Here is a 17,856-nt window from a genome sequence, read left to right as displayed (position 1 = left end):
TATGGCCGCTCCCCCTTCCCCCAAGGAGGAAGGCCGCTACCCCTGGTGGCAGGTGATGTGCCTCACCGGGGTGGACTACTTCTCCACCCTGGGCTACCAACCGGGCATCGCCCTCCTGGCGGCGGGGCTCCTCTCCCCCCTGGCCACCTTGGCCCTGGTGCTCTTCACCCTCTTCGGGGCCCTGCCCGTCTACCGCCGGGTGGCGGAGGAAAGCCCTCACGGGGAGGGTTCGGTGGCCATCCTCAGCCGGCTTTTCCTCGGCTGGCGGGGGAAGCTCTTGGTGCTGGTGGTCCTGGGCTTCATGGCCACGGACTACACCATCACCATCACCCTCTCCGCCGCCGACGCCGCCGTTCACTTCCTGGGTAACCCCCTGGCCCCCCCCTGGCTTCAGGGGCAGCAGGTGGGCCTCACCCTTTTCCTCATCGCCCTGTTGGGCTTTGTCTTCTACCTGGGCTTCCGGGAGGCCATAGGGGTGGCGGTGGTCCTCACCCTGGGCTACCTGGCCCTGAACGCCTGGGCCCTCTTGGCTGCCCTGCCCCACCTGGAAGGGGCCCATCTCGCCCGTTACCTCGAGGCCCTCTCCCACCAGTACCCCGACCCTTTGCCCCTCCTCCTGGGGGTGGTTCTGGCCTTTCCCAAGCTCGCCCTGGGGCTTTCCGGCTTTGAGACCGGGGTGGCGGTCATGCCCCTTATAAGGGGCGCCCCCGGGGACGACCCCGAGCGTCCCCAGGGCCGAATCCGCAACACCCGGCGCCTCCTCACCGCCGCCGCCCTCATCATGGGGGCGCTGCTTCTGGCCAGCAGCCTGACCACCACCCTTCTCATCCCCCCGGACCTTTGGGGGAGCGAAGAGGTTTCGGGCCGGGCCATCAGCTACCTGGCCCACCGTTACCTGGGGGAGGGGGTGGGAAGCCTCTACGACCTGGCCTCCATCCTCATCCTTTGGTTCGCCGGGGCCAGCGCCATGGCCGGCCTTCTCACCATCGTGCCCCGTTACCTGCCCCGCTTCGGCATGGCCCCGGAGTGGGCCCGCCAGGAGCGCCCCCTGGTGGTCTTCTTCACCGTCATCGCCTTCGCCGTCACCCTGGCCTTCCAGGCCCGGGTGGAGGCCCAGGCGGCGGCCTACGCCACGGGGGTCCTGGTGGTCATGACCTCGGCCGCCTTCGCCGCCTACTGGCTGGACCGCCAGGCGCAGAGCCCCGGGGCCCTCTACCACGGGGGCCTGGTCCTGGTGTTCCTCTACGTTCTGGTGGCCAACGTCCTCGAGCGCCCGGACGGGGTCAAGATCGCCTCCTTCTTCATCGCCGCCACCCTTCTCGTGTCCTTCACCTCCCGGGCCCTCCGCTCCTTTGAGCTCCGGGTGGAGCGTTTCCTCCCCGACGAGGAGGCGGAGCGCCTCATCGCCCGCCTGGGGGAAGGGAAGGGGGAGATCCGCCTGGTGGCCCACCGTCCCGAGCGGCCCAGCCCCTACGCCTACCTGGAGAAGGAGCGGCGCATCCGCGAGATCGGCCACATCCCTTCCGCCGACCCCATCTACTTTGTGGAGGTCTATGTGCAGGACCCCTCGGAGTTCAGCGCCGAGGCCCGGGTCTGGGGGGTGGATCACCCCCAGTACAAGGTCTTCCGCATCATCGGCACCTCGGCCCCCAACACCCTGGCCGCTTTTCTCCTCTACCTCCGGGACCGCACGGGCAGGCGGCCCCACATCTACTTTGAGTGGCCCGAGGAAAGCCCCCTGCAGGCGGCCTTGGACTTCCTCCTTTTCGGCGAGGGGGACGTGCCCACCCTGACCCACGAGGTCCTGCGGCGGGCGGAGCCGGACCCGGAATGGCGGCCCCTGGTCTACGTGGGGGGCTAAGTACCCCGTAATACCACCCCATGCTGGCTTGCGCCAGCATGGGGGCCCCTAGGCAGGCTTCCCCGAGCCGGTCGGTAGGGCGAAGGGGGGCCCCCAAAGGACGCCCTCGGCCTTGGGTAAAGGCCTTCATGCTGCAGAACCGAGGCGCGGATACTTAGCCCCGCCAGTGGCGCAAAAGGCCCGCCGCCAGGATGGTCATGGGCACCGCCAAAAAGATGCCCAGGAAGCCGAAGAGCTTCCCGAAGGCGAAGATGGCGAGGAGCACCAAGGCGGGGTGGAAGCCCAGGGTGCGCCCGTAGATGAGGGGGATGAGCACCTTGCCTTCCAGAAGGGCGATGACCCCGTAGCCTGCCAGGACCAAAAGGGCGGCCAGGGGTCCTTTGGCGGAGAGGGCCAAGAAGGTGGCGAGCAAGGCGGTGGTGAGCCCCCCCACGAAGGGCACCACCTCCAGCACCCCGCCTATGACCCCCAGGGCCAGGGGGCTCGGCACCCCCAGGAGGAGGAGCCAGCTCCCGAAGAGGAGGGCGAAGGAGAGGGCGATGAGGAACTGGGCCCGGGCCCAGTAGCCCATGCGGCGCCAGGTGTCCTCCAGGACCCGGTCCCAGCCCTGTCCGGGCAAGTAGGGGGCGGCCCGTTGCACCAGGTGGGGCTCGAGGCTGATCATCACCGCCAGCACCAGGGCCAGGACCAGCTCGGAAACCGTCTCGGCCGTCCGGGCGAGAAGGCCTCCTGCCACCCGCACCGAGGCCGCTAGAGAGGCGGTAAGGTCGTTGGGCACCAGACCGAGGTTGGACTCTACCCAGGAGACTGTCTGGGGGAGAAGCTCGGCCAGGTGGCGAAACTGGGCGGCGAGCAAAGGCGCCGCCAGGAAGCCCCCCAGGGCCACCACCCCCAGGACCAGGAGGTAGGCCAGGATGACCGCGCTTGGGTGGGGGAGACGGCGCCCTAAAAGCCTCACCGCCGGGTCCAGGGCGGCGGCCAGGGTGAAGGCCAGGAAGACCCAGAGGAGAAGGGGGTAGAGGCGGGCTAGGGCCCAGAGGCCCAGGAGAAAGAGGCCCAGGCTGAGGAACCAGCGTCCCATGCCCTTCACTCTATTCCCGGGGCCCGGGAGGGGTGGAATGGGGGCGGAGTCGCCATGCCATGCCTGGCGTAGCATGGCAAGGGCTAAGGGCTTTCCGGCCCCTTCCTGCGGCCCTCTTCTCCAGGCAGAGGGGGTGACGCCGGGGTCACCCGCCTGCCCCCCAGATACACCTCCAGGACCTCGAGGCCCTCCCCCAGCACCAAAAGGTCCGCCCGCTTGCCGGGGGCGATCTCCCCCCGGTCCTTTAGGCCCAGGTACCGGGCGGGGAGGGTGGAAAGCCTCCTCGCCGCCTCCTCCAGGGAAAGCCCGAAGGCCACCAGCTTGCGGAGGGCCTGGTCCATGGTGAGGGTGCTGCCCGCCAGGCTTTCCCCGAGCCACACCCCCTCCCCCCGCTTCTCCACCCGGTGGGCCCCCAAGGGGTAGACCCCATCCGGCATCCCCGCCGCCGCCACGGCGTCGGTGACGAAGTAGAGCCCGGGGATGCTCTTCAGGGCGAGGCGCAAGGCGGCCGGATGCACGTGGAGGCCGTCCGGGATGAGCTCTGCCCAGGTCCCCCGCTCCAGGGCCAGGCCCGCCACCCCGGGGGCGCGGTGGTGGAGGGGGCTCATGGCGTTGAAGAGGTGGGTGAAGCCCTGGGCCCCAGCCTCCAAGGCGGGGAGGGCCTCCTCGTAGCCTGCGGCGGTGTGGCCGAGCTGGACCCGGACGCCCCGCCTTGCCAGGAACCGCACCAGCTCCAAGGCCCCCGGAAGCTCGGGGGCCAGGGTCACCACCCGGACGGGGGCCAGGGAGAGCCAACCCGCCATAAGGGGGAGGTCGGGGAGCCTGGGATAGGGAGGCTGGGCCCCCAGGCGCCTTGGGCTGAGGAAGGGGCCCTCCAGGTGGGCGCCCAGGAGGGCCTCGCATTCCGCCATGGCCTCGGCGATGCCCGAGAGGGCCTTCTCTATGGCCTCCGGGGGCGCGGTGACGGTGGTGGGGAGGAGGCCCGTGGTGCCGTGCTGGAGGTGGAAGCGGGCCATCCTGAGCACGGCCTCCTTCCCCTCCATGGCGTCCGCCCCTAACCCCCCGTGGACGTGAAGGTCCAGGAAGCCCGGGAGGATGTAGGGGCTTTCCACCCTGGCCTCCTCCAGGGCTTCTATCCTCTCGGAGAAGAACACCCTTCCGCCTACGAAGCCTTTTTCGGTCAGGATCCTTCCCTCCAGCACTTCGCCTCCTTTAGAATGGATCCACCTTCTGCCCGGCGCGCACGTCCCTCCCGCCCGTGGCCCGGCCCAGGACGTTCACCTCCCCCTGGGCGTAGAGGTAGGCCAGGAGGGCGAAGGCCAAAGCCTCCCGCACCTTGGGGTTCTCCATGACCTCCAGGGGCAGGGCCTCCTTCAGCAAGGCTACCAGCACCCGGTTCCTGGCCCCACCCCCTGCCAGGAGGACCCGGTCCACGGGCCCCACGAAGCGATGGTAAGCCAGGGTTACGCTCCTGGCGGTGAGGGCCAGGAGGGTCTTGAGGAGGGTGGCGGGGTCTTGGGGGAGGTGGGGGAGGGCCTGAAGGCGCCACACCTCCCGCCCCGTGGTCTTGGGCGGGGGCCGGTGAAAGTAGGGGTGCTGGAGCCAGAGGGCCAGGGCTTCCTCGTCCACCCCGCCCCCTTCCGCCAGGTCCACCGCCTCTTCCGGGGAAAGGCCCAGCCCCTGGGCCGCCTCGTCAAAGAGGCAGACCCCGGGGCCGGTGTCAAAGGCCAGAAGGGTGGTGGGGTCACGGCCCCGGAAGGCGGTGAGGTTGGAGATTCCCCCTAGGTTGTGGACGCTTTGGGAGAGCCCTTCCTCCCCGAAGAGGAGAAGGTCGGGATAGGCCACCAAGGGGGCCCCTTCCCCTCCCGCCGCCAGGTCCACCGCCCGGAAGCCGTAGACCACGGGCACCCCCAGGGCCCCCGCCAGGTAGCTGGGTTCCCCGATCTGAAAGGTGGCCTGGGGAGGCTCGTGCCAGAGGGTCTGCCCGGAGAGGCCCACGAGCTCGGCCTCGCCCCGGAAGGGGAGGGCGGCCTCGGCGTAGAAGCGGCCCAGGTCGTGGTGAAGGAGGGCCACTTCCCGGGTGGAGGCCCCCCGCATGGCGGCCAGGACCCTGGCCCTGAGGGCCTCCGGGTAGGGCACCTCTAGGTGCCGGAGGACCCGGTGGCCCAGGTGGCGAGGGCTCCCCGTGAACTCCGCCAGGACCAGGTCGGCCCCGTCGGCGCTGGTGCCGGACATGATCCCCAGGACCCTCATAGGAGCTCCACCAGAAGCTCGTACCGGTCCCCCCGGTAGCGGCTTTTGACGAACTCAATGGGCCGGCCGTCCGAGAGAAAGCTCACCCGCTCCAGGTAGAGGAGGGGGCTTCCCGGCTCCACCTCCAAGAGCCGGTCCTCCTCCCGGGCGGCCACGGCGCGGAGGCGCTGGAGGGCCCGGGCCGGGCGGAGGCCTTTGGCCTCGAGGGCCCGGTACAAGGGGCCCTCCGGCGGCTCCTCCAGGGCCCAGGCGGGGAGGGTGGCCCGTTCCAGGGCCATGGGCTCCCCATCCGCCAGCCTGAGGCGCTCCAGGCGCAAGACCCTTTCCCCGGGGGAGAGGCGGAGGTGGAAAGCCTCCTCCGCCGTGGCGGGACCTTTTTCCCACCGGAGGAGGCGGGTGGCGGGGGTGAGCCCCAGGGCCTGCATCTCCTCGCTGAAGCCGAGGAGCCTGGCCCGGAAGGTGGCCCGCCGCGCCACGTAGGTGCCGCTTCCCCGCCTGCGCTCCAGAAGCCCCTCCTCCTCCAGGAGGTCCAGGGCGCGGCGCAAGGTGTCCCGGGAGACCCCGTAGCGCTTCGCCAGAAGGCGCTCCGGGGGGAGGGTGCGGGTGTACTCCCCCTTTAGGAGGGCCTCCCGCAGGCCTTCCGCCACCTCGAGGTACCTGGGTCCTAGGGGCGCCACGGGATCACCCCCATCCGCTCCGGCCCCACCATGCCCCAAGCATACCACTTGCCTACCAATAGCCTACCGGTTAAACTCTAGGCCATGCGGGCCAGGGGAATCCTGGAGGAGGCCGTGGCCCGGGGCCTGGTCCCCGGGGCCGCCTTGGGCGTGGTCTTCGCCGACGGCCGCCGCGAGGCCTTCCACCTGGGCCTCGCCCAGCGGGAGCCCCACCCGGTGCCCCTGGAGGCCGGCTTCTACTTTGACCTGGCCAGCCTCACCAAGCCCCTCTTCACCCTCAAGGAAACCCTGAGGGCGGTGGAGGAGGGCCTTTTGGACCTGGACGATCCCCTCGCCCAGCACCTCCCCGAGCTCCTCTGGCTCAAGGATCACCCCCTGAAGGCCAAGACCGTGCGGGAGCTTCTGGCCCACACCTCGGGGCTTCCCGCCTGGGAGGCGGTCTACACCTGGGGCTCCGGCGAAGCCCTCAAGGCCCGCCTCCTCCAGCACCCCTGGCCTCTGGGGGAGCCCGTGTACTCCGACATCGGCTACATGCTCCTCGGCATCCTTCTGGAAAGGGTGCGGGGAAGGGCCCTCAAGGACTTCTCCCTCCCTCCCGGCCTCACCTTCAGCCCGCCTCCGGAGCGCACCGCCGCCACCGAGAGGTGCCCCTGGCGGGGAAGGGTGCTCCGGGGCGAGGTCCACGACGAGAACGCCTTCGCCCTGGGGGGCGCGGCGGGGCACGCGGGCCTCTTCGGCACCCTGGAGGGCCTCCTGGACGAGCTCCTCGCCATCCTGGAGGGGCGCTGGCTTTCCCGGGCGGCCCTGGAGGAGATGCTCCGCCCCCACGGGGAGAGGCTCCTCTCCTGGGAGAGGAAGCGCCCGGGCTGGCAGGGGGGGAGCCTGGCTTCGGAGAAGGCCTTCGGGCACACGGGCTTCACCGGGGTGGCGGCCTTTGTGGACCCGGAGCGGGGATACGCCTGGGCCCTCCTCACCCACGCCGTCCACCCTACCCGCCACCGCCCCTCCATCGCCCCCTTGCGGCGGGCGGTGGCCAACGCCCTGGCTGCGGAGGCGCCATGACGGAGGACGTGGCCAAGCGCTACCGGGACCTGGACCTCTGGCCTCCCAGGGAGGTGCTGGAGGTCCTCTACGAGGGGCAGCTCCGGGCCCTCTCCGCCCTGAAGGCCGCCCTGCCCGCCCTGGAGGGGGCCGCCCTGGCCGCGGCGGAAAGGCTTAGGGTAGGGGGGTACCTGGTTTACGCCGGGGCGGGAACCAGCGGCAGGCTGGCCGTTTTGGACGGGGTGGAGCTCTGGCCCACCTTCGGCTTCCCCCGGGTGCGCTTCCTCCTGGCCGGGGGGGAAGAGGCCTTCCTGAGGGCGGTGGAAGGGGCGGAGGATGACCTCCAGGGAGGCCTCGCCCAGGGGCGGGCCCTTGCCCCACGGGACGTCCTGGTGGCGGTGGCGGCCAGCGGCACCACCCCCTTCACCCTGGGGGCCCTGCGGGGGGCGAAGGAGGCGGGGGCCCTCACCGTGGCCCTGGCCAACGTCCCCGGGACCCCCCTTCTGGAGGAGGCCCACCACCCGGTCCTCCTGGACACCGGCCCCGAGGTGGTGGCGGGGAGCACCCGCCTGGGGGCGGGAACGGCCCAGAAAGCGGCCTTGAATCTCCTTTCCACCTTGGTCATGGTCCTCTTGGGCCGGGTCTACGGGAACCGCATGGCCCGGATGCGGGTGGGCAACGCCAAGCTCATAAGGCGGGGCGCCGCCCTGGTGGAGGAGGTGGCCGGGGTAGGGGAGGAGGAAGCCCTGAGGCTCCTCCGGGCCCACCCTGACCCCGCCCTGGCCGCCCTGGTGGCCCTGGGGCTTTCCCCAGAAAGGGCGGAGGCCCTCCTGGAGGAGAAGGGGGTGCGGGGGGCGCTGGAGGAGGTGGGGAGGTGAGGCTTTTGGCCATGGCCCTTGGGCTTGGTGTGGCGGCGGCGCAGGCGGGGAGCTTCCTGGTGGTGAGCTTTAAGGGGAGCGAGCCCCCTTGGGACCTCCTAAGGCGGGTCCGCCCCGCCGGGGTCATCCTCTACCCCACCAACCTGCGCCAGGGTCCGGAGGACCTGGTCCGCCGCCTCAAGGCCTTTGACCCCAACCTGGTCCTCCTGGTGGACCAGGAGGGGGGGCCTTTCACCTCCTACCGGGAGGGGGTGGTGCGCTTTCCCGCCGCCATGGCCCTCGCGGCGGGCGGGGACGAGGGGCTGGTGGAACGGGTGGGCTGGGCCCTGGGGTGCCAGGTGCGCCGCCTGGGGGCGGACGTGAACCTGGCCCCGGTCCTGGACGTGAACGTGAACCCGCAAAACCCCATCATCGGCCTCCGCTCCTTTGGGGCCGACCCCGAGCGGGTGGCCCGCCTGGGCCTGGCCTTCGCCCGAGGGGTCCTGCGCTCGGGGGCCAGGCCCGTGGGCAAGCACTTCCCGGGCCACGGGGACACCGCCACCGACTCCCACCTGGACCTCCCCCGGGTGGACAAGCCACGGGAGGCCCTGGAGAGGGTGGAGCTCCTTCCCTTCCGCCGCTACGTGGCCGCGGGGATGCCTGCCCTCATGACCGCCCACATCCTCTTCACCGCCCTGGACCCGAAGCTTCCCGCCACCCTCTCGGAGCGCATCCTTACCGGACTCCTGCGGCGGGAGATGGGCTTTAAGGGGGCGGTCCTCACCGACGACATGGCCATGGGGGCCATCAAGCGGAACTACGGGGCCGGGGAGGCGGCCCTCCTGGCGGTGAAGGCCGGGGCGGACCTGCTCCTTTTGGAGCCCGACGAGGGGGCCATCCTCGAGGTCCACGCCCGCTTGCAGGGGGCCCTGGGCAAGGAGATCCCCCGGTCCCGGGCGGAAGAGGCCAGGAAACGGGCCCTCGCCCTCTTGGCCCGGGGAGGGGAGTGTCCCTTCGGTCCCAAGGAGGAGGAGGCCCTGGCCCTGGAGGCCGCCCGCCGGGGGGTGGTCCACCTCTTCGGGCCCTTGCCCATCCCGGGGCCGGGGACCCTGGTGGTGGGCCTAAAGGTCACGGACCGTTACGGGGCGGAGCCCACCCTGGCGGACCTGGCCCCCACCTACCTCCGGGGAAGCCGGGGCCTGGTCCTCTCCGAGGACCCCTCCTCCCAGGAGGTGGCCCGGGCGGTGGCCGAGGCCAGGGGGGCGGAGCGGGTGGTCCTCTCCACCTTCCACTGGCTCGGGCCCTTCAAGGAGGGGCAGAAGGCCCTCTACCGGGCCCTTCTGGCCTTGGGCAAGCCCCTTTACGTGGTGGCCCTGGGCAATCCCGACGACCTCCGACACCTGGAGGGAAGGCCCCTGGGCTACCTGGCGACCCACGGCTACCGCGCGGTCCAGGTGCGGGCCGCGTTGGAAGCCCTGGCGGGGGTGTACACCCCCACCGGGCAATGGGTGTTTGGAGGTGAACCATGAGAAAGCTCTTGGGCGTCCTTTTGCTTCTTTTGGGTCTGGCTTCGGCCCAGAAGCTGGTCCTGGCCAGCTGGGGAAGCCAGGAGGAGATCCAGGCCTACCAGCAGGTCCTGCGCCTCTTCCAGGAGAGGAACCCGGGGATCCAGGTGGAGTACATCAACATCCCCTCCAACGAGTACCTGGCCAAGATCACCGCCATGATGGCCGCCGGGACCCCGCCCAACGTCTTCTTCCTCAACAACATAGACTTCCCCGGGATGGCCTCAAGGGGGGTCCTGAGGCCTCTGGACCCCTTCCTGAAGCGGGACCGCTACCCCACCGGGGACATTTTCCCGGGCATCCTCAAGGCCTTCCAGTGGGAAGGGGTCCAGTACGGTCTTCCCCGGGACGTCTCCAACCTGGTGGTCTTCTACAACCGGAACCTCCTGCGCAAGGCGGGCCTTCCCGACCCCCGGCCCGACTGGACCTGGGAGGATTTCCTGCGCTACGCCAAGGCCCTCACCTTGGAGAAGGACGGCCGCCGGGTCCAGTGGGGGGTTTCCTTCCAGACCTTCTACCTCTTCTGGCAGCCTTGGGTCTGGTCGGCGGGGGGGCGTTTCTACAGCCCCGACCACAGCAAGTTCCTCCTGAATAGCCCCGCCTCCCTGGAGGGCCTCCAGTTCTATCTGGACCTCCGCTACAAGCACCACGTGGCCCCCACCCCCGAGGAGGCCCAGGACCGGGGGGCCTTCACCATGTTCCTCAACGGCCAGACGGGGATGATCGTGGACGGGCGCTGGCGGGTGCCCACCCTGAAGGCCCGGGCCAAGTTTGACTTTGACGTGGTCCCCTTCCCCCGGGGCAAGGCGGGAAGCATCGTGGACATAGACGGCTCCGGCTGGGTGATGGCCGCGGGCACCAAGAACCCCGAGGCCGCCTGGAAGCTCCTCTCCTTCCTGGCGGGCCCCGAGGCGAGCCAGGCCTTCACCAAGACCGGCCTCATCATCCCGGCCCGGGGGGTGGATGTGAAGAGCGTGGAGAAGAGCATCCAGAACCTCAGGGACTTCTTCGTTCCTCCTCCCCCCAAGAACCAGCAGTACTTCCTCACGGTGAACCGCACCGCCCGGCCCACGGAGACCTTTGAGCGCTGGAACGAGGCCCTGCAGCTCATCAACAAGGCCCTGGAGCCCGTGTGGCAGGGCAAGGCCGACCTGAAGACCGCCCTGGACGGCGCGGCCCCTCAGGTGCAGAAGATCCTGGACGAGGTCCAGGCGGCCAGGAAGCGCTAGCCCAAGAGGCCAGGAGGCTCCCGTGCGCGTCTACTTCCGCTTTCCCCTCCTCTTCCTCCTGCCCTCCCTGGCGGGCTTCCTGGCCTTCAACCTGGGCCCCATCCTCACAAGTCTCCTCCTCTCCTTCGTGGACTACGACGGGCTCAGGCCCCTCACCCTGAGGACCATTCAGGAGAACTGGGTGGGTCTGGAGAACTACCGCCGCCTCCTGGAGGACCCCGTCTTTCACAGGGCCTTCTGGAACACCCTCTTCTACGTGGGGGTGGCGGTGCCCCTGGAGATGGTCCTCGCCCTGCTCCTCGCCCTGGGCCTCAACCGGCCTTGGTGGGGGGTGAAGGTGCTCCGCACCCTCTACCTCCTGCCCACGGTGACCAGCGTGGTGGCGGTGGGCCTCCTCTGGCGCTGGGTCTTAAACCCCACGGTGGGCCCCGTGAACCTCTTTCTCCGCTTTGTGGGGGAGAAGCTTGCCGCCCTATGGCGTCTCCTGGGGGCCGAGCCCCCCGCCTTTTTGGCCTGGCTGGCCCGGGAAGGCCCCGGCTGGCTTTCCGACCCCCACTGGGCCATCTGGGGGGTCATCCTGGCCTCGGTCTGGGCGGGGGTGGGCCTCAGGATGCTCATCTTCCTGGCGGGGCTGCAAAATATCAGCCGAGAGTACCTGGAGGCGGCGAGCCTGGATGGGGCCAACGGGCTCCAGCGCTTCTTCTACGTGGTCCTCCCCCTGCTTTCCCCCACGGTCTTCCTGAACACCCTCCTCGCCATGATCGGGGGCTTCCAGGTCTTCGGCCTGGTCTACACCATGACCGGAGGGGGTCCCTTGGACAGCACCAACGTCCTCATGCTCTACCTCTACCGGAAGGCCTTCGGCACCTTTCCCTTTGAGATGGGGTACGCCTCGGCCATCGCCTGGGTGCTCTTCCTCATCCTCTTCGCCCTCACCTACCTGCAGTGGGCCCTGAGGCGCCGCTGGGTTCTGGAGGAAGCGTGAAGCTTTTGGGAAGGCTCTGGGACGTCCTGGTCTACCTCCTCCTCCTCCTGGGGGGGCTCACCATGCTCGTCCCCTTCTTCTGGATGGTCTCCACCAGCCTCAAGGCCCCGGGGGCGGTCTTTGACCTGCCCGTGGAGGTGTGGCCCCGGGAGCTTCACCTGGAGAACTACCAGCGGGTGCTCACCGCCGTCCCCTTCGGCCGCTGGTACCTGAACTCCCTCCTGGTGGCCCTGGGGCTCACCTTCCTCAACCTCACCAGCGGGGCCATGGCGGGCTACGCCTTCGCCCGCTTCCGCTTCCGGGGGCAGGGGGCCCTCTTCCTCCTCTTCCTCGCCACCCTGATGATCCCCGTGCACGTCCTCATCATTCCCCTCTTCATCCTCATGCGGAACCTGGGGTGGGTGGACACCTACTACGCCCTCATCCTCCCGGGGCTCTTTGACGCCTTCGCCATCTTCCTCATGCGCCAGCACTTCCTGCAGCTTCCCCGGGAGCTGGAGGAGGCGGCCATCGTGGACGGGGCCACCCCTTGGCAGGTCTACTGGAAGGTGGCCCTGCCCCTGGCGGCTCCCGCCTTGGCCACCCTGGGCACCTTCACCTTCCTGGCGGGGTGGAACAGCTTCCTCTGGCCCCTGATCGTCACCAACTCCCTGGAGATGCGCCCCCTTACCGTGGGGCTTGCGGTTTTCCAGAACCAGTTCTCCACCGAGTGGACGGTGCTCATGGCGGGCCTCACCCTGGGCACCCTTCCCCCCATCCTGGTCTTCCTCTTGGCCCAGCGCTACTTCATCCAGGGGCTTACCCTGGGGAGCCTGAAAGGTTAGAATGGGGCGGCACAAGGAGGTCAAGCGATGAAGCGTGGGTTTTGGCTGGCACTTACGGTTTTGGCGGCTATGGGCTACGCCCAGGACCGGACCCAGGTTCTGGTCTACGGCGGCGACTTCACCGACCTCATCACCCTGGACCCCCAGGTGGTCTACGAGTTCAGCGGGGTGATGATCGCCGACAACCTCTACGAGACCCTGGTGCGTTTTGAGGGGAACGACCTCTCCACCCTCCGCCCGGGGCTTGCGGAGCGCTGGAGGGTGGAGCGGGGCAAGGACGACTGGGTCCTCACCTTCAACCTGCGCAAGGGAAGCCGCTTCTCCACGGGGCGGGAGGTGACGGCCAAGGACGTGGTCTACAGCTTTGACCGCGCCCTGGCCCTGAAGGGCCCCGGCTCCTTCCTGTACACCGAGATCGCCCAGCTCAAGCCCGGGGCCTACCGGGCCCTGGACCCCTACACCGTGGAGGTGCGCCTTCCCAAGAGCGCTTCTCCCCAGTCCTTCCTCTCCATCCTCACCTTCACCATCGGCGGGGTGGTGGACTCGGAGGAGGCGCAGAGGAACGCCAAGGGGGGCGACTACGGCAAGGACTTCCTAAGCAGCAACTCGGCCGGTTCCGGCCCCTACCGCCTGGTGCGCTGGGACCGGGGGAGCCAGGTGATCCTCGAGGCCAACCCCTACGCCCGCACCAAGCCCAAGATCCAGCGGGTCATCCTCCGCTACATCCAGGAGCCCGCCGTTCTCCGCACCGCCTTGGAGTCCGGGGAGATCGATATCGCCGAGGGGCTTACTCCCGAGGCCCTGAGGGCCATCGCCGCCAACCCTCGCTTTAAGGTACTCCGGGCGGAGACCCTGAGGCTCCAGTACCTGGGCATGAACATGAAGGCGGGAAGCCCCTTCGCCAACCCCAAGGTGCGGGAGGCGGTGCGCTATGCGGTCAACCAGGATGAGCTGATCCAGGGCCTCCTCCAGGGGAACGCCCTCAAGATCCAGACCTTCATTCCCAAGGGACTTCTGGGCCATAACCCCGCCACCCCCTACACCTACGATCCCGCCCGGGCCAGGAAGCTCCTGGCCGAGGCGGGCTACCCTCAGGGCCTGGAGTTTGAGCTTCTGGTGAGCACCGGGATCTGCGGCGGCGGGGTGCCCTGCCCCGACGTGGCCGCCAAGCTCCAGGCGGACATGGCCAAGGCGGGCCTAAGGGCCCGGATCCGGGCCATCGCCAACGCCGAGCTCCTCGCCACCTACCGGGCGCAGAACCACCAGATGGTCCTGGCGGGCTGGAGCCCCGACTTCCCTGACCCCGACGGGAACGCCACCCCCTGGGCCGACTACGGCGCCCGCTCCTTGGCCTGGCGGAACAGCTACCAGGACGAGGTGGCGGCCAAGCTGGCCCGGCAGGCGGCCCTGGAGGCGGACACCAACAAGCGCAAGGCCCTCTACAAGGTGCTCACCGAGCGGGTGCTCCACCAGGGGCCCTACGTCGTCCTCTACCAGCCCGCCCAGCCCATCGCCCTCTCCGGCAAGGTGGAGGGGTTCCTCAAGAACCCCATGATGTCCTCCCCCCTGTGGCAGGTGAGCAAGCAGCCGTAGCGGGCCTTCCCCATGGCCTCCTACCTCCTCAAGCGCCTCGCCTACGTCCTCCTGGTGGGCCTGGGGATCACCTTCGTCACCTTCTTCGTCTCCCAGGTGATCCCCATAGACCCCGCCGTGGCCGCCCTGGGGGAGAACGCCCGGGAGGAGCAGATCCGGGAGTTCCGGGAGCGCTACGGCCTGGACCGGCCCCTCCTGGTCCAGTACGGCCTCTACCTAAAGAGGCTTTTCCAACTGGACCTGGGCCGGTCCTTGCGCACGGGGAGGCCCGTGGCCGAGGACCTGAGGGAGTTTTTCCCCGCTACCTTGGAGCTCGCCCTGAGCGCCTTCCTGGTGGCCGTTTTCCTGGGCCTTCCCACAGGGGTCTGGGCGGCTTTGCGGCAAAACCGCCCCCCCGACCTCCTGGTGCGCCTCTTCGCCCTCCTCCTGGGCTCCACCCCCGTCTTCTTCCTGGCCATCCTCCTCCTGGACCTCCTCCACCACAGGCTGGGCCTCCTGCCGGGCCCTGGGCGGCTGGATCCCTTCCTCCTGCCCCCTCCTAGGGTCACGGGCATGGTGAGCCTGGACGCCCTCTTGGCGGGGGAGTGGGCGGCCTTCCGGGATGCCCTCGCCCACCTGGTCCTCCCGGCCTTCGTCTTGGGCTCGGCCTCGGCGGCCCTCCTCGCCCGCATGGTCCGGGCGGCCATGCTGGAGGTCCTGTCCCAGGACTACGTCCGCACCGCCTGGGCTAAGGGGCTTTCCGAGGGGCAGGTGGTCTTCCGCCACGCCCTTAAAAACGCGGCCTTGCCCGTCCTCACCCTCCTCGGGGGGCTTCTTGGGGGCCTTCTCTCCGGGGCGGTCCTCACGGAAACCATCTTCTCCTGGCCCGGCCTCGGCCGTTACGTGACCCAGTCCGCCACCAGCCTGGACTTTCCCGCCGTCATGGGGGTCACCCTCCTGGTGGGGGTGGTCTACTCCCTGCTCAACCTCCTGGTGGACCTCCTCTACGCCCTCTTGGACCCGAGGATCCGCTATGCCTAAGCTCTTCCGCCGCTTCCTCCGCAACCCCGGGGCGGTTTTGGGCCTCCTCCTCCTCGCCGGGCTCCTCCTGGTGGCGGCCTTCGGCCCCGCCCTGGTGGGGGACCCCCTGGAGCAGAACATCCTGGAAAGGCTTAAGCCCCCAGGCCCCACCCATCCCCTGGGCACCGACCAGCTGGGCCGGGACGTCCTGGCCAGGGTGGTTCACGGGGCCCGGATCAGCCTGGGGGTGGGGTTTGGGGTGGTCCTCCTGGCCTCGGCCATAGGGGTTGGGGTGGGCCTCCTGGCCGGGGGGCTCGGCGGCTTTTGGGACAACCTCCTCATGCGCCTCACCGACGTCTTCTTCGCCTTTCCCTCCCTGATCCTGGCCATGGCCATCGCCGCCGCCTTGGGGCCCAACCTGGGGAACACCGTCCTCGCCGTGGCCCTGGTGACCTGGCCCATCTACGCGAGGCTGGTGCGGGCCCAGGTCCTGGCCCTGAGGGAGCGGGAGTTCGTGGAGGCGGCGCGGGCCTTGGGGGCGGGGCAGGGGAGGATTCTCCTGCGCCACCTCCTCCCCAACAGCCTGACCCCCGTGCTGGTGCAGGCGAGCTACGAGGTGGGCTCGGCCATCCTCACGGCGGCGGGGCTCTCCTTCATCGGCTTCGGGGCCCAACCCCCCACCCCCGAGTGGGGGGCCATGGTGGCGGAGACCCGGAACTACATGGCCGAGGCCCCCTGGGCGGCCACGGCCCCGGCGGTGGCCATCCTCCTCACCGTCTTGGCCTTTAACCTCCTGGGGGACGGGCTCAGGGACGTCCTGGACCCCCGGGGCCGCTAGAGGTGAAGATGCTGTCAGAACCCTTTCTCCAAGCCCTGGGAGAGGCGCTAAAGACCTACCCCACCCCTTTTTACGCCTACGACTGGACCCAGATCCGGGCCCGGGTGGAAAGGCTGAAGGAGGCCTTTCCCCAGGCCAGACTCTTCTACGCCCTGAAGGCCAACCCCCGCCTGGGCCTCCTCCGCCGCCTGCGCGCCCTGGGCCTCGGGGCCGAGGCGGTCTCCCTGGGGGAGGTCCTCAGGGCCTACCGGGCGGGCTTTTCCCCAGAGGAGGTCCTGTGGAACGGGCCGGTGAAGACGGAGGAGGCCCTTTGGGCCCTGAGGGAGCGGCCTCCCTGGGTGGTCCTGGACTCGGAGGGGGACCTAAGGCGGGTTTCCCGCCTCCTCCCGGGGGCCCGGGTCCTCCTTCGGGTGAACCCGGACCTCCCCGTGGCCACCCACCCCCACCTGGCCACGGGGAGGGGGGAGAGCCAGTTCGGGGTCCTGCCGGAGGAGGCGCCGGGGCTCGTTTCCCTCGCCCGGGAGCTCGGCCTTAAGGTGCTCGGCCTCCACCTGCACCTGGGCTCCAAGCTGGAGGCCCTGGAGGACTTCCTCGCCGGGTACCGGGTGCTGGAGGGGCTCTTCCCCAAGGTGGGCCCCGTGAGGGTCTTGGACCTCGGGGGCGGGTTTGGGCTTGGGCTGCGCCTGGAGGCCCTTAGGGAGCCCCTGGAGGCCTTGGCGCGGCTTTACGGGGCGGAGGTGTTCCTGGAGCCCGGCCGCTACCTGGTGGCCGAGGCCGGGGTGCTGGTGGTCCGGGTGGTGGGCCTGAAGCGCACCCGGCGGAACTACCTCCTCCTGGAGGCGGGGATGACCAGCCTCCTCCGCCCCGCCCTCTACGGGGCGGTCCACCCCGTCTTGCCCCTCTACGAGGGTGGGGAAGAGGAGGTCTACGACCTGGCGGGCCCCGCCTGTGAGGCGGGGGACGTGCTTGCCCGGGAGGTGCGCCTGCCCAGGCCCAAGGAGGGGGACGCCGTGGCGCTCCTCGAGGCCGGGGCCTACGGGGCCAGCATGGCCCTCACCTACCTGGACACCCCCAGGCCCTTGGAGCTCCTCTGGATGGGGGAGGGGTGGGAGGTCCTGCGGAGGAGGGAGTCCCTGGAGGCCCTGTGGGCGGAGGAGGCCTAATACCACCCCATGCTGGCTTGCGCCAGCATGGGGGCCCCGGCAAAAGGTTTCTAGGCAGGCTTCCTGGAGCCCGTAGGGCGAAGGAAACAGGGAGAAAGGGTATAATGCCACCCCATGCTGGCTTACGCCAGAGGGGGGCCCCAAAAGGACTTTCCTGGGCCTTTATGTCGCAGAACCGAGGTGCGGGCGCTTAGGCCTCCTTGAAAAGGCCGAAGAGGGGCCAGTGGGCCAAAAGAAGCTCCGGGTGCCACTGCACCCCGAGGTAGAGGGGGTGGCCCTCCAGGACCACGGCCTCCACCAGGCCGTCTTGGGCCAGGGCCGCGGGCTTAAGCCCCCTCCCCAGGGCCTTCAGGCCCTGGTGGTGGTAGGAGTTGACCCGGAAACCGGGGGGAAAGAGGCGGCCTAAGGGGCTTTCCCCCACGAGCTCCACCCGGTGCCCCAGGACCCTCCAGGCGGGGGGGCTTTTCTGGTAGTGTTGCAGGGGAAAGCCCGCCCGGCCCAGGTCCTGGTGGAGGCTTCCTCCCAGGGCCACGTTGAGGACCTGGATCCCCCGGCACACCCCGAGGAGGGGAAGCCCCTTTTCCGCGGCGTAGCGGGCCAGGAAGACCTCGAGGCCGTCCCGCTTCGGGTCCACCTCGCCCAGCTCCGGCAGGGGTTCCTCCCCGTAGAGGGCGGGGTCCACGTCCCCGCCTCCCGGCAGGAGGACCCCGTCTAGATGCCGCAGGAGCCGCTCCAGGGCGGCTTCGGGCTGGGGAGGGACCAGGACGTAGGCCAGGCCTTGGGAGGTCAGGGCCTCCAGGTAGGCCTCCAGGAGGCCGGAGAAAGGCCTGCCCTCGAGGGCTTTGCGCTGGGTGGCCACGCCGATGAGGCGCATGGGGGGATTCTACCCC

Annotated in this window: 16 protein-coding genes; 11 read left to right on the top strand and 5 right to left on the bottom strand. The window is 69.7% G+C overall.

Annotation, left to right across the window (positions count from 1 at the left end):
- The first annotated feature begins 1 nt into the window (after nt 1).
- On the top strand, nt 2–1,861 hold the full coding sequence (locus tag ACZ5RK_RS08495) for an APC family permease (RefSeq protein WP_464908810.1): 1,860 nt from the start codon (nt 2–4) through the stop codon (nt 1,859–1,861).
- Nucleotides 1,862–2,015: 154 nt separating this feature from the next.
- Here ACZ5RK_RS08495 and ACZ5RK_RS08490 read toward each other — a convergent pair whose 3' ends face one another.
- The 4 genes from ACZ5RK_RS08490 to ACZ5RK_RS08475 form a co-directional block, all read right to left on the bottom strand.
- Complete coding sequence (locus ACZ5RK_RS08490) at nt 2,016–2,942, bottom strand: AI-2E family transporter (RefSeq protein ID WP_464908809.1); 927 nt, start codon at nt 2,940–2,942, stop codon at nt 2,016–2,018.
- A gap of 83 nt (nt 2,943–3,025) precedes the next feature.
- Entirely contained in the window at nt 3,026–4,144 is a 1,119-nt protein-coding gene (gene nagA / locus ACZ5RK_RS08485; RefSeq protein WP_464908808.1) for an N-acetylglucosamine-6-phosphate deacetylase, read from the bottom strand.
- A 10-nt stretch (nt 4,145–4,154) separates the two neighbouring features.
- Nucleotides 4,155–5,195 (bottom strand): anhydro-N-acetylmuramic acid kinase, encoded by a 1,041-nt coding sequence (locus ACZ5RK_RS08480; RefSeq protein ID WP_464908807.1) that lies wholly within the window; start codon nt 5,193–5,195, stop codon nt 4,155–4,157.
- Nucleotides 5,192–5,872: a GntR family transcriptional regulator gene (locus tag ACZ5RK_RS08475; protein ID WP_464908806.1), complete on the bottom strand. Its 681-nt coding sequence runs from the start codon at nt 5,870–5,872 to the stop codon at nt 5,192–5,194. The genes ACZ5RK_RS08480 and ACZ5RK_RS08475 overlap by 4 nt, the downstream gene beginning before the upstream one ends.
- 84 nt (nt 5,873–5,956) lie before the next feature.
- On the opposite strand from ACZ5RK_RS08475, the gene ACZ5RK_RS08470 reads away from it, so the two are divergent.
- From ACZ5RK_RS08470 to lysA, 10 genes are read left to right on the top strand one after another with little or no spacing between them, the layout of a single operon-like run.
- Nucleotides 5,957–6,934 (top strand): serine hydrolase domain-containing protein, encoded by a 978-nt coding sequence (locus ACZ5RK_RS08470; protein ID WP_464908805.1) that lies wholly within the window; start codon nt 5,957–5,959, stop codon nt 6,932–6,934.
- Nucleotides 6,931–7,791, top strand: coding sequence for an N-acetylmuramic acid 6-phosphate etherase (locus ACZ5RK_RS08465; protein ID WP_464908804.1), 861 nt, complete (start codon nt 6,931–6,933; stop codon nt 7,789–7,791). Before ACZ5RK_RS08470 ends, ACZ5RK_RS08465 begins: the two co-directional genes overlap by 4 nt.
- The gene (locus tag ACZ5RK_RS08460; RefSeq protein ID WP_464908803.1) at nt 7,788–9,299 is read left to right on the top strand and encodes a glycoside hydrolase family 3 N-terminal domain-containing protein; all 1,512 of its coding nucleotides are present in this window, start codon (nt 7,788–7,790) and stop codon (nt 9,297–9,299) included. Before ACZ5RK_RS08465 ends, ACZ5RK_RS08460 begins: the two co-directional genes overlap by 4 nt.
- Nucleotides 9,296–10,564: an ABC transporter substrate-binding protein gene (locus ACZ5RK_RS08455; RefSeq protein ID WP_464908802.1), complete on the top strand. Its 1,269-nt coding sequence runs from the start codon at nt 9,296–9,298 to the stop codon at nt 10,562–10,564. Before ACZ5RK_RS08460 ends, ACZ5RK_RS08455 begins: the two co-directional genes overlap by 4 nt.
- A gap of 22 nt (nt 10,565–10,586) precedes the next feature.
- On the top strand, nt 10,587–11,549 hold the full coding sequence (locus ACZ5RK_RS08450; RefSeq protein WP_464908801.1) for a carbohydrate ABC transporter permease: 963 nt from the start codon (nt 10,587–10,589) through the stop codon (nt 11,547–11,549).
- The gene (locus ACZ5RK_RS08445) at nt 11,546–12,373 is read left to right on the top strand and encodes a carbohydrate ABC transporter permease (RefSeq protein ID WP_464908800.1); all 828 of its coding nucleotides are present in this window, start codon (nt 11,546–11,548) and stop codon (nt 12,371–12,373) included. Before ACZ5RK_RS08450 ends, ACZ5RK_RS08445 begins: the two co-directional genes overlap by 4 nt.
- 27 nt (nt 12,374–12,400) lie before the next feature.
- Nucleotides 12,401–13,966: an ABC transporter substrate-binding protein gene (locus ACZ5RK_RS08440; protein ID WP_464908799.1), complete on the top strand. Its 1,566-nt coding sequence runs from the start codon at nt 12,401–12,403 to the stop codon at nt 13,964–13,966.
- 12 nt (nt 13,967–13,978) lie between these two features.
- Entirely contained in the window at nt 13,979–14,986 is a 1,008-nt protein-coding gene (locus ACZ5RK_RS08435; protein WP_464908798.1) for an ABC transporter permease, read from the top strand.
- Complete coding sequence (gene nikC / locus ACZ5RK_RS08430; RefSeq protein ID WP_464908797.1) at nt 14,979–15,803, top strand: nickel transporter permease; 825 nt, start codon at nt 14,979–14,981, stop codon at nt 15,801–15,803. The genes ACZ5RK_RS08435 and nikC overlap by 8 nt, the downstream gene beginning before the upstream one ends.
- A gap of 8 nt (nt 15,804–15,811) precedes the next feature.
- Nucleotides 15,812–16,966, top strand: coding sequence for a diaminopimelate decarboxylase (gene lysA, locus ACZ5RK_RS08425; RefSeq protein WP_464908796.1), 1,155 nt, complete (start codon nt 15,812–15,814; stop codon nt 16,964–16,966).
- 190 nt (nt 16,967–17,156) lie between these two features.
- On the opposite strand, the gene ACZ5RK_RS08420 is transcribed toward lysA, so the two are convergent.
- Nucleotides 17,157–17,840 (bottom strand): gamma-glutamyl-gamma-aminobutyrate hydrolase family protein, encoded by a 684-nt coding sequence (locus tag ACZ5RK_RS08420; RefSeq protein WP_464908795.1) that lies wholly within the window; start codon nt 17,838–17,840, stop codon nt 17,157–17,159.
- Nucleotides 17,841–17,856 lie beyond the last annotated feature (16 nt).

The organism is Thermus kawarayensis JCM 12314 (assembly GCF_055393575.1).
This window is presented reverse-complemented; position numbering and strand designations above follow the sequence as displayed.

Coding starts and splice junctions, on each gene's coding strand:
- lysA (WP_464908796.1), top strand. CDS start 15,812: ATGCTGTCAGAACCCTTTCTCCAAGCCCTGGGAGAGGCGCTAAAGACC.
- ACZ5RK_RS08470 (WP_464908805.1), top strand. CDS start 5,957: ATGCGGGCCAGGGGAATCCTGGAGGAGGCCGTGGCCCGGGGCCTGGTC.
- ACZ5RK_RS08420 (WP_464908795.1), bottom strand. CDS start 17,840: ATGCGCCTCATCGGCGTGGCCACCCAGCGCAAAGCCCTCGAGGGCAGG.
- ACZ5RK_RS08440 (WP_464908799.1), top strand. CDS start 12,401: ATGAAGCGTGGGTTTTGGCTGGCACTTACGGTTTTGGCGGCTATGGGC.
- ACZ5RK_RS08480 (WP_464908807.1), bottom strand. CDS start 5,195: ATGAGGGTCCTGGGGATCATGTCCGGCACCAGCGCCGACGGGGCCGAC.
- ACZ5RK_RS08465 (WP_464908804.1), top strand. CDS start 6,931: ATGACGGAGGACGTGGCCAAGCGCTACCGGGACCTGGACCTCTGGCCT.
- nikC (WP_464908797.1), top strand. CDS start 14,979: ATGCCTAAGCTCTTCCGCCGCTTCCTCCGCAACCCCGGGGCGGTTTTG.
- ACZ5RK_RS08490 (WP_464908809.1), bottom strand. CDS start 2,942: ATGGGACGCTGGTTCCTCAGCCTGGGCCTCTTTCTCCTGGGCCTCTGG.
- ACZ5RK_RS08455 (WP_464908802.1), top strand. CDS start 9,296: ATGAGAAAGCTCTTGGGCGTCCTTTTGCTTCTTTTGGGTCTGGCTTCG.
- ACZ5RK_RS08435 (WP_464908798.1), top strand. CDS start 13,979: ATGGCCTCCTACCTCCTCAAGCGCCTCGCCTACGTCCTCCTGGTGGGC.
- ACZ5RK_RS08495 (WP_464908810.1), top strand. CDS start 2: ATGGCCGCTCCCCCTTCCCCCAAGGAGGAAGGCCGCTACCCCTGGTGG.